The sequence below is a fragment of the Citrobacter sp. GW821-FHT02E08 genome (assembly GCF_059421685.1).
In genome coordinates, this window is the sequence record NZ_JBWKVL010000011.1 from 74,096 (window position 1) to 87,709 (window position 13,614).

The window sequence follows — 13,614 nt, forward strand, 5'->3', positions numbered from 1 at the left end:
GTTTCCTGATGGTGGAACAGCGTCGTTTGGCAAGTACTGAATGGGTGGATATTGTGAATGAAGACAACGAAGTCATCGCACAATCCAGCCGCGAACAAATGCGGGCGCAATGTTTACGTCATCGTGCAACATACATCGTTGTGCATGATGGCATGGGCAAAATCCTGGTTCAGCGTCGTACCGAAACAAAAGACTTTTTGCCGGGTATGTTAGATGCTACTGCGGGTGGTGTGGTACAGGCCGATGAGCAATTGCTTGAATCCGCCCGCCGTGAAGCGGAAGAAGAACTGGGTATTGCAGGCGTTCCGTTTGCTGAACATGGCCAGTTCTATTTCGAAGATAAACACTGCCGCGTGTGGGGCGCTCTGTTTAGCTGCGTATCCCATGGCCCGTTTGCGCTTCAGGAAGCCGAAATCAGTGAGGTCTGCTGGCTGACGCCTGCGGAGATTACCGCGCGCTGCGATGAGTTTACGCCAGATTCGCTGAAAGCATTGGCGCTGTGGATGACCCGCAATGCGAAGAATGAAACCGCCACGGCGGAAGAAACAGAATAATACTGTTTTGCAGAAGTAAAAAAGGCAGCCTGATGGCTGCCTTTTTCGTCTCACCGCCAGATAATCTGTTCGATTATCCGGCGAGATATTACTGCTGCTGTGAAGACTGAATCGCGGTCAGAGCGATGGTGTAGACGATATCGTCTACCAGCGCGCCACGGGACAGGTCGTTCACCGGCTTGCGCATACCCTGCAGCATCGGCCCGATGGAGATCAGGTCGGCAGAACGCTGTACCGCTTTGTAGGTGGTGTTACCGGTGTTCAGATCCGGGAAGATGAACACGGTAGCGCGACCAGCAACCGGAGAGTTCGGCGCTTTGGACTTCGCAACATCAGCCATAACTGCGGCGTCATACTGCAGCGGACCATCGATCATCAGGTCAGGACGTTTTTCCTGCGCCAGACGAGTCGCTTCACGTACTTTCTCTACATCGCTACCTGCACCAGAGGTGCCTGTGGAGTAGGAGAGCATTGCCACGCGCGGTTCGATACCGAAGGCGGTCGCGGAGTCAGCAGACTGAATCGCGATTTCTGCCAGCTGTTCTGCGGTCGGATCCGGGTTGATCGCGCAGTCGCCGTAAACGTAAACCTGTTCCGGCAGCAGCATGAAGAACACAGAAGACACCAGGGAGCTACCCGGCGCAGTTTTGATCAGCTGCAGCGGAGGACGAATGGTGTTCGCGGTGGTGTGAACGGCACCGGAAACCAGACCGTCAACGTCATCCTGTTCCAGCATCAGGGTACCGAGAACCACGTTGTCTTCCAGCTGTTCGCGGGCAACCGTTTCGGTCATGCCTTTGTTTTTACGCAGTTCGACCAGGCGAGCCACATAGCTTTCGCGAACCACATCCGGGTCAACGATTTCTACGCCAGCACCCAGTTCAACGCCCTGAGAGGCAGCAACACGGGTGATCTCATCCGGGTTACCCAACAGTACGCAGGTTGCGATACCACGTTCAGCACAGATGGCGGCGGCTTTAACGGTACGCGGCTCATCGCCTTCCGGCAGAACAACACGTTTACCGGCTTTACGCGCCAGTTCGGTCAACTGGTAACGGAACGCAGGCGGAGACAGGCGACGGCTACGCTCAGAGGTCGCAGTCAGAGACTCGATCCAGTCAGCGTTGATGTAGTTAGCTACGTATTCCTGAACTTTCTCGATGCGCTCGTGATCGTCAACCGGTACTTCCAGGTTGAAGCTCTGCAGGCTCAGGGAGGTCTGCCAGGTGTTGGTGTTCACCATAAATACCGGCAGGCCGGTTTCGAAAGCACGTTCGCACAGTTTGGTGATGCGCGCGTCCATTTCGTAGCCGCCAGTCAGCAGCAGGGCGCCGATTTCTACGCCGTTCATTGCGGCCAGGCATGCTGCAACCAGCACGTCCGGACGGTCAGCGGAAGTCACCAGCAGAGAACCTGCGCGGAAGTGTTCCAGCATGTGCGGAATGCTGCGTGCACAGAAGGTGACAGACTTCACGCGACGCGTGTTGATATCGCCTTCGTTAACCACGGTAGCGTTCAGATGACGCGCCATGTCGATTGCACGCGTTGCGATCAGGTCGAAGCTCCATGGCACTGCGCCGAGAACCGGCAGCGGGCTGGATTCTTGCAATTTAGCCGGATCAACTTTAACCACTTTCGCTTTGGAGGAGTCGTCAAAAATCTCGGACAGATCCGGGCGAGTACGGCCTTGTTCGTCAACAGGTGCGTTCAGCTTGTTAACGATAACGCCAGTAATGTTGGCGTTTTTGGCGCCGCCGAAGCTGCTGCGAGTCAGTTCAATACGCTCGTTCAGCTGTTCTGGCGTGTCGGTGCCCTGAGACATGACAAACACGATTTCCGCGTTCAGCGTTTTCGCGATTTCAAAGTTCAGCGCCTGAGCAAACTGATGTTTACGGGTCGGTACCAGACCTTCAACCAGAACGACTTCTGCATCTTTGGTGTTCGCGTGATAGTTCGCGATGATCTCTTCCATCAGCACATCTTTCTGATTGCTGGAGAGCAGAGATTCTACGTAGCTCATGTTCAGCGGTTCTGCTGCAGGCACAGAAGAGTTTGCACGTAAGATGGTCGTGGTCTGGTCTGGCGCATCGCCACCGGAGCGCGGTTGAGCGATTGGCTTAAAGACGCTCAGACGAACGCCTTTACGTTCCATAGCACGGATCACGCCAAGGCTGACGCTGGTCAGGCCGACGCTGGTTCCGGTAGGGATCAGCATAATAATACGGGACACGGTTTATCCTCTTTCGTTACCACCGGTTTCGGCGGGTTACAAAACAGCACCGCCAGCAAGGCTGGCGGTGTGAAATCAGGCAGTCAGACGGCTCGCGTCTTGCGCGATAACCAGTTCTTCGTTGGTTGGGATAACCACCGCAGGACGGGTACCTTCTTTATTGATGAAACCAGATTTGCCGAAACGGGCAGCCAGGTTGCGTTCGTGGTCAACTTCAAAGCCCAGCACGCCCAGTTTGCCCAGAGACAGTTCGCGAACCATCGCCGCGTTTTCACCGATACCACCGGTGAAGACAACTGCGTCCAGACGACCATCCATCAGCGCAGTGTAAGAGCCGATGTATTTCGCCAGACGGTGGCAGTATACGTCCATTGCACGTTTAGCGTCTTCTTTGGTGGTGTAGTTGTCTTCAACGTAGCGGCAATCGCTGGTGACTTCGGTCAGACCCAGCAGGCCAGACTCTTTGGTCAGCATTTTGTTGATTGCGTCAACGCTCATGCCCAGGGTGTCGTGCAGGTGGAAGATAATCGCCGGGTCAATATCACCGGAACGCGTACCCATTACCAGACCTTCCAGCGGGGTCAGACCCATAGAAGTATCGACACATTGACCATTACGGATAGCAGAAACAGAACCACCGTTGCCCAAGTGGCAGGTGATGATGTTCAGTTCTTCAACCGGTTTGTTCAGCATTTTTGCCGCTTCCTGAGTAACGAAGAAGTGGCTGGTGCCGTGCGCGCCGTAACGACGAACGCCGTGCTCTTTGTACAGGCTGTACGGCAGGGCATAGAGGTAAGATTCTTCCGGCATAGTCTGATGGAACGCGGTGTCAAACACAGCAACGTTCTTGTCTTTCAGATTCGGGAAGGATTTCAGCGCTTCTGCGATACCGATCAAATGAGCCGGGTTATGCAGCGGTGCGAAAGAGGCAGAGTCTTTGATGCCCTGGATAACGGAGTCATCAATAACCACGGAGCTGGTATACTTCTCACCGCCGTGTACGATACGATGACCAATAGCAGTCAGCTGCGCAGACAGTTCTGGTTTTTGTGCCAGAATAGTATTAACGATAAAGTTCAGCGCTTCACTGTGAGCGGCGCCTGCACCTAAAGCCGCTTCTTGTTTACCGCCGTCCATTTTCCATTTGATACGTGCTTCTGGGAGATGGAAACATTCGGCTAAACCAGAAAGGTACTCTTCACCATTAACTGCATCGATGATTGCAAATTTCAGTGAGGAGCTACCGCAGTTCAGAACCAGTACTAACTTACTCGACATGGAAGTACCTATTTATGATACGTGGCTAAAAAAACGTCAGTGAGCCATAGAGCGTAGCGCATGATGACGCTGACATTTATGATTAACATCATGCTCAATTATCTTTTTTGCATGATGGAAGAAATACCTTTGAGTCTATGCCATTTTGCGTATTTTTCAGCCAATGGCATACTGTATGTAAATTTGACGACTCAATAATTTTGTACTACTGGCCATACAGGCCGACACAGGATACCCGATAGTGGGTATCGAAGACAAAATGTTTTGAACGTTGTCCCATGCAGTTGTTGTTTTGCACAAATATTTTAATTTTTGTATGTGAAGTTGAGGTAAAGCCATGTCGACACCGGATAATCGCTCCGTAAATTTTTTTAGTTTGTTTCGCCGGGGGCAGCACTACGCAAAGACGTGGCCAATGGAAAAGCGACTCGCACCCGTTTTTGTTGAGAATCGCGTGATCCGGATGACGCGTTATGCCATTCGCTTTATGCCGCCCATTGCTGTGTTTACGCTGTGCTGGCAAATCGCGCTGGGAGGGCAACTCGGCCCCGCTGTAGCGACAGCGCTGTTCGCTCTCAGTTTGCCGATGCAGGGGTTATGGTGGCTGGGTAAACGCTCCGTAACACCACTGCCCCCCTCAGTTTTGAGTTGGTTTTATGAGGTCCGCAGTAAATTACAGGAGGCCGGACAGGCGCTGGCGCCGGTCGAAGGTAAGCCTGATTACCAGGCATTAGCTGACACGCTTAAGCGCGCCTTCAAACAACTGGATAAAACTTTCCTTGATGATTTGTAATTGACCCCTGATTACGCATATAAAAGAAGGCATAAGATGCCTTCTTTTTTTTCACCGTAGTAGAAGTGATACAGGAGTCCCAAAATGGAAATGACTAACGCTCAACGTCTTATTTTGTCTAACCAGTACAAAATGATGACCATGCTCGACCCGAGCAATGCCGAACGCTATCGCCGTATACAGACGATTATTGAACGTGGTTATGGTTTGCAGATGCGTGAGCTGGATCGTGAGTTTGGCGAGTTGACCGAAGAAACCTGCCGTACGGTGATCGATATTATGGAAATGTATCACGCCCTCCACGTTTCCTGGACTAACCTGAAAGACGCGCAATCTATTGATGAACGTCGTGTAACGTTCCTGGGTTTTGACGCGGCAACAGAAGCGCGTTACCTCGGCTATGTTCGCTTTATGGTGAATGTGGAAGGGCGCTATACTCATTTTGATGCGGGCACGCATGGTTTTAATGCTCAGACGCCGATGTGGGAGAAGTATCAACGTATGCTGAATGTCTGGCATTCTTGCCCGCGTCAGTATCACCTGAGCGCGAATGAAATTAATCAAATCATTAATGCCTGAGGGGGTCAGTGTGCAGTGCAAAGGTTTTCTGTTTGATCTGGATGGAACGCTGGTCGACTCATTGCCCGCCGTAGAGCGAGCGTGGTGCAACTGGGCCGATCGTTTTGGGCTCAATCACGATGACGTGCTGGGCTTTATACACGGCAAACAGGCGATCACCTCGCTACGACACTTTATGGCGGGCAAGTCTGAATCGGAGATTGCGGCCGAGTTCTCGCGTCTGGAACAAATAGAGGCCACCGATACTGCCGGTATCGTCGCTCTGCCTGGCGCGATTGCATTGCTGAATCACCTCAATAAAGCCGGGATCCCCTGGGCGATTGTCACGTCAGGCTCCATGCCGGTCGCACGGGCTCGTCATAAGGCGGCGGGACTTCCTGTCCCGGAAGTCTTTGTCACGGCCGAACGGGTAAAAAGAGGCAAGCCGGAACCTGATGCATACCTGCTGGGCGCACAGTTGCTTGGGCTCTCGCCGCAAGAATGTACCGTGGTTGAAGATGCGCCAGCCGGGATCCTTTCTGGCCTGGCCGCAGGATGCCACGTTATAGCGGTGAATGCGCCAGAAACGACCCCTCGCCTCGATGAAGTTGATTTTTCCCTGCAGAGTCTTGAACAGATTTCCGTGACTAAACAACCCAACGGAAATGTCGTGGTTCTCAGACATACCTGATCATGATTTAGCCCCGTCCATGCGGGGCTTTTTTATGGCAGAATCAGTCTATCCCCCTCATTACACAAGGATATGTTGTGAACGGTGAATTGATATGGGTCCTCTCCTTACTGGCGATCGCCGTTATCCTGTTTGCGACGGGCAAAGTGCGTATGGACGCGGTCGCTTTGCTGGTCATCGTGGCGTTTATTCTGAGCGGAACGCTGAGCATCACAGAGGCGTTTTCGGGTTTTAGCGATCCTAACGTTATCCTGATTGCTGCCTTATTTATCATCGGTGATGGCCTGGTGCGCACTGGCGTGGCGACCGTCATGGGGACCTGGCTGGTAAAAATGGCCGGTAGCAGTGAAATCAAAATGCTGGTGCTGCTGATGATTACGGTTGCCGGTCTGGGCGCGTTTATGAGCTCAACGGGCGTCGTTGCTATCTTCATTCCTGTGGTGTTAAGCGTGTCGATGCGTATGCAGACGTCGCCTTCGCGTCTGATGATGCCGCTCAGTTTTGCCGGGCTTATCAGTGGGATGATGACGCTGGTCGCCACCCCCCCCAACCTGGTGGTCAACAGCGAATTACTGCGCGAAGGGTTACACGGTTTTAGCTTCTTTAGCGTTACGCCGATTGGTCTGGTGGTCCTGGTGCTTGGGATCATCTATATGCTGCTGATGCGCTTCATGCTCAAAAGCGAGACGCCGGGGCAGCACCGTGAAGGGTGGAAGCGGCGAACTTTTCGCGATTTAATTAAAGAGTATCGTCTGGCTGGACGCGCCCGTCGTCTTGCTATTCGTCCGGGTTCTCCGCTGGTGGGGCAGCGTCTGGACGACCTGAAATTGCGCGAGCGCTACGGCGCAAACGTCATTGGCGTGGAGCGCTGGCGGCGTTTTCGGCGCGTGATCGTCAATGTGAATGGTGTGTCAGAATTTCGCGCCCGCGACGTGTTACTGATCGATATGTCGACGGCCGAGGTGGATCTCCGTCAGTTTTGCAGCGAGCAATTGCTAGAGCCGATGGTGCTGCGTGGGGAGTATTTTTCCGACCAGGCACTGGATGTCGGGATGGCAGAGATTTCGTTGATCCCTGAATCAGAGTTAATCGGCAAATCGGTTCGGGAAATGGCTTTTCGTACACGTCACGGTCTGAATATTGTGGGTCTGAAACGTGATGGCGTTGCGATGGAAGGTGCGGTGGTCGATGAACCGTTGCTGATGGGCGATATTATTCTGGTGGTGGGAAACTGGAAGCAGATAAGCCTGCTGGGGCAACAGGGGCGTGACTTTGTGGTGCTCAACATGCCGGAGGAGGTCAGCGAGGCTTCACCGGCGCATAGCCAGGCGCCGCATGCGATTTTTTGTCTGGTGCTGATGGTAGCCCTGATGCTGACAGATGAAATCCCTAACCCTGTCGCCGCCATTATCGCCTGTCTGTTGATGGGTAAGTTTCGCTGCATTGACGCAGAAAGCGCCTATAAATCCATTCACTGGCCGAGCATCATCCTGATTGTCGGCATGATGCCTTTTGCACTGGCGTTGCAAAAAACCGGCGGTGTCGATCTGGTGGTGAAAGGATTGATGGACGTTGGGGGCGGGTACGGTCCGTATATGATGCTGGCCTGCCTGTTTGTCATGTGTGCCAGCATCGGACTATTTATTTCTAATACCGCGACAGCTGTGCTGATGGCACCCATTGCGCTGGCGGCGGCGAAGTCTATGGGCGTTTCGCCGTATCCTTTTGCGATGGTGATTGCGATGGCGGCATCCGCGGCCTTCATGACGCCAGTATCGTCACCGGTCAATACGCTGGTTCTGGGGCCGGGGAACTACAGCTTCAGCGACTTTGTGAAACTGGGTGTGCCGTTTACCGTCATCGTGATGGTGGTATGTGTGGTGATGATACCGATGCTGTTTCCGTTCTGATTTTGTGTCGCGTTGCCGGATGGCGCTGGGGCCATCCGGCAACGGTTATAGCGGAGAATCCTGGCTAATCTCATCCAGAGATAAATGGAAGCTTGGCACAAACACATCCATAAAATAGTCCATCTCTTCGCTGCGGCGTGATTCCAGCGTTTTTTCCAGACGCGCTTTTGCCAGCAAAAATTCATTGTTGCCTGCAGACAACTCTTCCAGACACTTCAGATACGCGCACAGCGCATCTGCTTGTTTAACAATCGATTTTTCTTCTTCGCTGTAGGCTTGTTCATCGATCAGCGGCTCGAAAATATCACGTAGTTCCTCAGGCACCATATCGACCAGTTTCTGCTGAGCGATTTTCTCAATGGCTTTGTATTCCTGCGCAATCTGCGAGTTAAAGTATTTGACCGGAGTAGGCAGATCGCCTGTCAGGACCTCAGAGGCATCGTGATACATTGCCAACAGAGCAATACGTTCCGCATTGACCTGACCTGCAAATTTACGGTTTTTAATGGCGGCCAGCGCATGGGCGACCATGGCAACCTGCAGGCTGTGTTCGGAGACGTTTTCCGTGCGTACATTACGCATTAGCGGCCAGCGGTTAATGAGTTTGAGGCGGGAGAGGTGGGCAAAAAAATGGCTCTGCTTCATAGTGACCTTTTCATCATGACAACCTGGAGGTCATTTTGCGCAGAGAAGGCGGCCGGATGCAAATACCGGCAGCCAATTTCAGATGGTGGCCTTAAGCCTGGTGATAACCCGACAGGAAACGCTCAAATTTACTGAGCGACATCTCAATGTCGTCAATACGTGGCAGCGTCACGATGCGGAAGTGATCCGGCCATGGCCAGTTGAACGCGCTTCCCTGAACCAGCAGCACTTTTTCCTGCAACAGGAAATCGAGCACCATTTTCTGGTCGTCATGAATATTAAAGCGTTTTGCATCAATTTTCGGGAACATATACAGCGCGCCACGCGGTTTCACGCAGGAAACACCGGGAATATCATTAATCAATTCCCATGCGCGGTTACGCTGTTCATAAAGGCGTCCGCCGGGCATGATAAATTCGCTAATGCTCTGGTATCCGCCTAATGCGGTTTGAATGGCGTGCTGCGCTGGCACGTTTGCGCACAGACGCATTGACGCCAGCATCTCCAGGCCTTCGATATACCCCTTCGCATGTTTCTTCGGCCCGTTCAGAACCATCCAGCCCTGACGGAATCCAGCCACACGATAGGTCTTGGACAAGCCGTTAAAGGTGATCGTTAGCAGATCCGGCGCCAGCGCGGCGATGGAATGGTGCTCGGCGTCATCGTAGAGAATTTTGTCGTAAATTTCGTCGGCAAAAATAATGAGATTATGCTGGCGAGCAATCTCAACAATTTCCATCAGCAGCTCTTTGGAATAAACGGCGCCGGTGGGGTTGTTGGGGTTGATGATGACAATACCACGGGTGCGCGGCGTAATTTTGGCGCGGATATCATCAAGGTCTGGGAACCAGTCAGAAGATTCATCACAAAGGTAATGTACCGCTTTGCCACTTGAAAGCGAAACCGCCGCCGTCCACAACGGATAGTCGGGCGCTGGCACCAGCATTTCATCCCCGCTGTTCAGCAACGCTTGCATTGCCTGAACGATAAGCTCAGATACGCCGTTACCAATATAAATATCTTCTACGGTGACATCGCGTATTCCGCGAGCCTGGTAATGCTGCATAATCGCTTTACGGGCAGAGTAGAGACCTTTTGAGTCGCAATATCCTTGCGCCGTTGGCAAATTACGGATGACATCAACCAGAATCTCATCAGGCGCTTCAAACCCAAAAGGCGCGGGATTGCCAATGTTCAGTTTCAGAACTTTATTGCCTTCTTCTTCCAGACGTTTTGCTTCTTTCAGAACCGGGCCGCGGATGTCGTAACAGACGTTATCTAATTTGCTGGATTTTTCAATAGGGGACATGAATCTTGACCTTTTAGCTGTTATCGCCACTCCCTGCCGTGGAAGTCAGCACGGAACAATGTACTCCCACGACGGTGAGTTTTGAAGGGTCTACAGTAGAAGATTTTGCCAATGGGTGGCGCATGAATGTGCTGTTAATGACTTTATGGATGCTGATTTGTTAGTTTTATATTTGTTAGAGTCATTATTATATAGAATATAATTCTTTGTGACTGCGCAAATTTTGGTGTTTTGTGTTGTTAAAAAATAATCTATTTTTGCGTAGGATCGCGTTCTCAGCAGAGCTCCTGCAGGTAAATAATTCGTAAATACTGAAAGCTTGCAATGCGCGACTGTTATAAATGTGTTCGATGGGCTTGAGGGTGTGAATCTATTGTTAAGTAGAATTAATGAATACTGTGTTTATTAATTAATTATTATTTAATATTTAAAAAGCATTTACCGAAGGCATTAATAATAAAGAATACTTTGATCAGCATAACATAACTTTGCATCAGATTAATCGCATTAAGGCTTATAAATAATGCGGTTTTAGGTTAAGATAACCATGAAAAATGGCGCGAAGGTTATGATTTCTGCTATTAGGCAAGAGATGCTTTAATAACTAACTCATTGCGCAACTTGCTTTTTTTGTGTCTGCGAGAGTACGTTAACTATTCTTACATTTACCATGCTTACACGTTTAACATTAGCAAGAAACCACGAGCATCTAATAGATACGACGCTTTTTAACGATATATATTTTAGTATATATCGGATAGGGGGTCATGTTGTCAGCAACGTGATATTCCCTCTTACTTCGCTCAGTGACACCAGAGTGATACTGCCAGGGAGGGACATTACAAATGGAGTTGTTTGTTTCCGAATACACAGCATTAGCCCGCTCAGCTCAGTATGAGCCGCCAGTAAGTGAAAAATTATGATAAATGCAAATCGTCCGATCATTAATCTCGACCTCGATCTGCTGAGAACGTTTGTTGCTGTTGCGGATCTGAACACCTTCGCGGCTGCAGCTGCGGCAGTATGCCGTACGCAGTCTGCGGTCAGTCAGCAAATGCAACGCCTTGAGCAGCTCGTAGGAAAGGAATTGTTCGCCCGACATGGTCGTAACAAGCTTTTGACTGAACACGGTATCCAACTTCTGGGATATGCCCGAAAAATTCTGCGTTTTAATGATGAAGCCTGTTCATCATTAATGTTCAGTAATCTTCAGGGGGTATTAACAATCGGCGCTTCCGATGAATCTGCCGATACGATACTGCCTTTTTTACTCAATCGCATCAGTTCGGTTTATCCGAAACTTGCACTGGACGTCAGGGTGAAGCGTAACGCCTTTATGGTCGATATGCTGAAGTCGCAGGAAGTGGATCTGATTGTGACCACCAATCGACCTGGCGCTTTCGACTGCCTTAACCTGCGCACATCACCCACTCACTGGTACTGTGCCGCAGAGTATGTGCTGCAAAAAGGCGAGCCGATTCCGTTAGTGTTGCTGGATGATCCCAGTCCGTTTCGTGACATCGTGCTGGCAACATTGAATGCGGCGAACATCCCGTGGCGTCTGGCGTATGTTGCGTCGACACTACCGGCAGTTCGTGCGGCGGTGAAGGCCGGATTAGGGATCACCGCGCGTCCAGTCGAGATGATGAGTCCGGATCTGCGCGTGTTGAGCGCAGTGGATGGACTACCGCCGTTGCCTGACACGGAATACCTGCTGTGTCGCGATCCTGCCAGCCAGAACGAACTCGCTCAGATTATCTATCAGGCGATGGACAGCTATCAGAATCCCTGGCAGTACTCGCAGTTTACCCCGGAAGGGGGAGATGATTCTCTGATGGTTGAAGGTGACTTCGAGTAACGCGCCACCTAAAAACGTTATTAATTGTAAGTGTAAAAAAGAACCGCTGGTGATGAAAAATCACTCAGTGGTTCTTTTTTTGTACAAATTGCCAGAAATGGCATTCGAAACTGAAATAAAGTCTCATTAAATCAGTTGGTAAAGATTATTTTTCAGTATTGCGCATAAAATACGCACCTGGGGCTTGAGTTTCTGCCAATGTTAAAAAACTAGAGAAATTGTTGCTGTTTTTTAGGGTGAATTAACAAAAGCGTGTCACAGATCAAGAAAATACTCCTATTTAGGGGGAGGCATCTGCACGAATTCCTGTCAAAATAGAGGCGCATTAACTCTTTAACCTCACAACGGACACGATTCAACAAAGTTAAAGCCGACTGGCGATGCGATCGAAATCAGTCATAACGGCATTAAATGTTAACCAAGTTGTCTTGATGTGAATTAATGTGAGGTAACTTTTGTTAAAGTTGACAAAAGGTTATAGAAAGGAGTAAAAAACCACATCAATTAGCTGTTTAATCATTTTCTACAGTTATTGTAGGGTTTTTTTTATTCCTCCCCATGAATCGATGTGGCGTTCATCTGCCGAAAAGAGCAGAGAATTTGGCGCTACTTTTGATGAGTAAGCAATGAGTATGTCAACATCCACTGAAATCATCGCTCATCACTGGGCATTCGCTATCTTTCTTATTGTTGCCATTGGACTGTGCTGCCTGATGCTCGTCGGCGGTTGGTTTTTAGGCGGTCGCGCACGCGCGAGGTCGAAAAACGTTCCGTTCGAATCAGGTATTGACTCAGTTGGCTCCGCCCGCTTGCGCCTGTCTGCCAAGTTTTATCTGGTAGCCATGTTCTTCGTTATCTTCGACGTTGAAGCGCTGTATCTGTTCGCATGGTCAACTTCTATCCGCGAGAGCGGCTGGATTGGCTTTGTGGAAGCTGCAATTTTTATTTTTGTGTTACTGGCAGGTCTGGTTTATCTGGTGCGTATTGGCGCGCTGGACTGGACGCCCGCGCGTTCACGCCGCGAGCGTATGAACCCGGAAACGAACAGTATCGCTAATCGTCAACGCTAACCGCGAGGCATTAAGATGGATTATACGCTCACCCGCATAGATCCTAACGGTGAGAATGACCGTTACCCCCTGCAAAAACAGGAGATCGTAACCGACCCCCTGGAGCAAGAAGTTAACAAAAACGTGTTCATGGGCAAACTGCATGACATGGTTAACTGGGGCCGTAAGAACTCAATTTGGCCGTACAACTTCGGCCTTTCCTGCTGCTACGTAGAGATGGTGACCTCGTTCACCGCCGTGCATGACGTGGCGCGCTTTGGTGCGGAAGTACTGCGTGCTTCGCCGCGTCAGGCTGACCTGATGGTGGTTGCGGGAACCTGCTTCACCAAAATGGCGCCAGTCATTCAGCGTCTTTATGACCAGATGCTGGAGCCGAAGTGGGTTATCTCCATGGGCGCATGTGCCAACTCTGGTGGTATGTACGATATTTACTCGGTGGTTCAGGGCGTTGATAAGTTTATCCCGGTGGATGTGTACATCCCGGGATGCCCGCCGCGCCCGGAAGCGTATATGCAGGCGCTGATGCTGCTGCAGGATTCCATTGGCAAAGAACGTCGTCCGCTCTCCTGGGTGGTTGGCGATCAGGGCGTTTATCGCGCCAATATGCAGTCAGAGCGCGAACGTAAACGCGGCGAACGCATTGCAGTAACGAATCTTCGTACACCAGACGAGATTTAATTTGCGCCTGTCGGCAGCCGAACTTCGCTCATCACTACAT

Annotated in this window: 12 protein-coding genes; 8 read left to right on the forward strand and 4 right to left on the reverse strand. The window is 50.9% G+C overall.

What is annotated here, in order from left to right:
• The first annotated feature begins 8 nt into the window (after window positions 1–8).
• Window positions 9–554, forward strand: coding sequence for an NUDIX hydrolase YfcD (gene yfcD, locus AC07UY_RS14960; RefSeq protein ID WP_192612907.1), 546 nt, complete (start codon window positions 9–11; stop codon window positions 552–554).
• Window positions 555–642: 88 nt separating this feature from the next.
• Here yfcD and pta read toward each other — a convergent pair whose 3' ends face one another.
• Both pta and ackA read right to left on the reverse strand, forming a co-directional pair.
• Window positions 643–2,784: a phosphate acetyltransferase gene (gene pta, locus AC07UY_RS14965; protein WP_494660646.1), complete on the reverse strand. Its 2,142-nt coding sequence runs from the start codon at window positions 2,782–2,784 to the stop codon at window positions 643–645.
• A gap of 75 nt (window positions 2,785–2,859) precedes the next feature.
• Window positions 2,860–4,062 carry an acetate kinase gene (gene ackA, locus AC07UY_RS14970; protein ID WP_192612905.1) on the reverse strand — a complete coding sequence of 401 codons (1,203 nt, stop codon included), beginning with the start codon at window positions 4,060–4,062 and terminating at the stop codon, window positions 2,860–2,862.
• Window positions 4,063–4,399: 337 nt separating this feature from the next.
• Between ackA and yfbV the strand changes: the two genes are divergently transcribed.
• The 4 genes from yfbV to AC07UY_RS14990 all read left to right on the forward strand — a co-directional run bounded on the left by yfbV (window position 4,400) and on the right by AC07UY_RS14990 (window position 8,014).
• On the forward strand, window positions 4,400–4,855 hold the full coding sequence (gene yfbV / locus AC07UY_RS14975) for a terminus macrodomain insulation protein YfbV (protein WP_192612904.1): 456 nt from the start codon (window positions 4,400–4,402) through the stop codon (window positions 4,853–4,855).
• Window positions 4,856–4,939: 84 nt separating this feature from the next.
• Complete coding sequence (locus AC07UY_RS14980; RefSeq protein WP_162383089.1) at window positions 4,940–5,434, forward strand: YfbU family protein; 495 nt, start codon at window positions 4,940–4,942, stop codon at window positions 5,432–5,434.
• Window positions 5,427–6,104, forward strand: a complete 678-nt coding sequence (locus AC07UY_RS14985) for a sugar phosphatase (RefSeq protein WP_494701484.1) — start codon at window positions 5,427–5,429, stop codon at window positions 6,102–6,104. The genes AC07UY_RS14980 and AC07UY_RS14985 overlap by 8 nt, the downstream gene beginning before the upstream one ends.
• A gap of 77 nt (window positions 6,105–6,181) precedes the next feature.
• The gene (locus tag AC07UY_RS14990) at window positions 6,182–8,014 is read left to right on the forward strand and encodes an SLC13 family permease (protein ID WP_494701469.1); all 1,833 of its coding nucleotides are present in this window, start codon (window positions 6,182–6,184) and stop codon (window positions 8,012–8,014) included.
• A 45-nt stretch (window positions 8,015–8,059) separates the two neighbouring features.
• Here AC07UY_RS14990 and yfbR read toward each other — a convergent pair whose 3' ends face one another.
• Together yfbR and alaA are read right to left on the reverse strand one after the other, a co-directional pair.
• Window positions 8,060–8,659, reverse strand: a complete 600-nt coding sequence (gene yfbR, locus AC07UY_RS14995) for a 5'-deoxynucleotidase (protein ID WP_203360567.1) — start codon at window positions 8,657–8,659, stop codon at window positions 8,060–8,062.
• A 91-nt stretch (window positions 8,660–8,750) separates the two neighbouring features.
• Window positions 8,751–9,968 (reverse strand): alanine transaminase AlaA, encoded by a 1,218-nt coding sequence (gene alaA / locus AC07UY_RS15000; RefSeq protein ID WP_162383085.1) that lies wholly within the window; start codon window positions 9,966–9,968, stop codon window positions 8,751–8,753.
• Between the two features lie 919 nt (window positions 9,969–10,887).
• Between alaA and lrhA the strand changes: the two genes are divergently transcribed.
• From lrhA to nuoB, 3 genes are all read left to right on the forward strand, one after another.
• Complete coding sequence (gene lrhA / locus AC07UY_RS15005; RefSeq protein WP_203360569.1) at window positions 10,888–11,826, forward strand: transcriptional regulator LrhA; 939 nt, start codon at window positions 10,888–10,890, stop codon at window positions 11,824–11,826.
• A gap of 626 nt (window positions 11,827–12,452) precedes the next feature.
• The gene (nuoA, locus tag AC07UY_RS15010) at window positions 12,453–12,896 is read left to right on the forward strand and encodes an NADH-quinone oxidoreductase subunit NuoA (protein WP_162383083.1); all 444 of its coding nucleotides are present in this window, start codon (window positions 12,453–12,455) and stop codon (window positions 12,894–12,896) included.
• A 15-nt stretch (window positions 12,897–12,911) separates the two neighbouring features.
• The gene (gene nuoB / locus AC07UY_RS15015) at window positions 12,912–13,574 is read left to right on the forward strand and encodes an NADH-quinone oxidoreductase subunit NuoB (RefSeq protein WP_003028075.1); all 663 of its coding nucleotides are present in this window, start codon (window positions 12,912–12,914) and stop codon (window positions 13,572–13,574) included.
• Window positions 13,575–13,614: the final 40 nt, after the last annotated feature.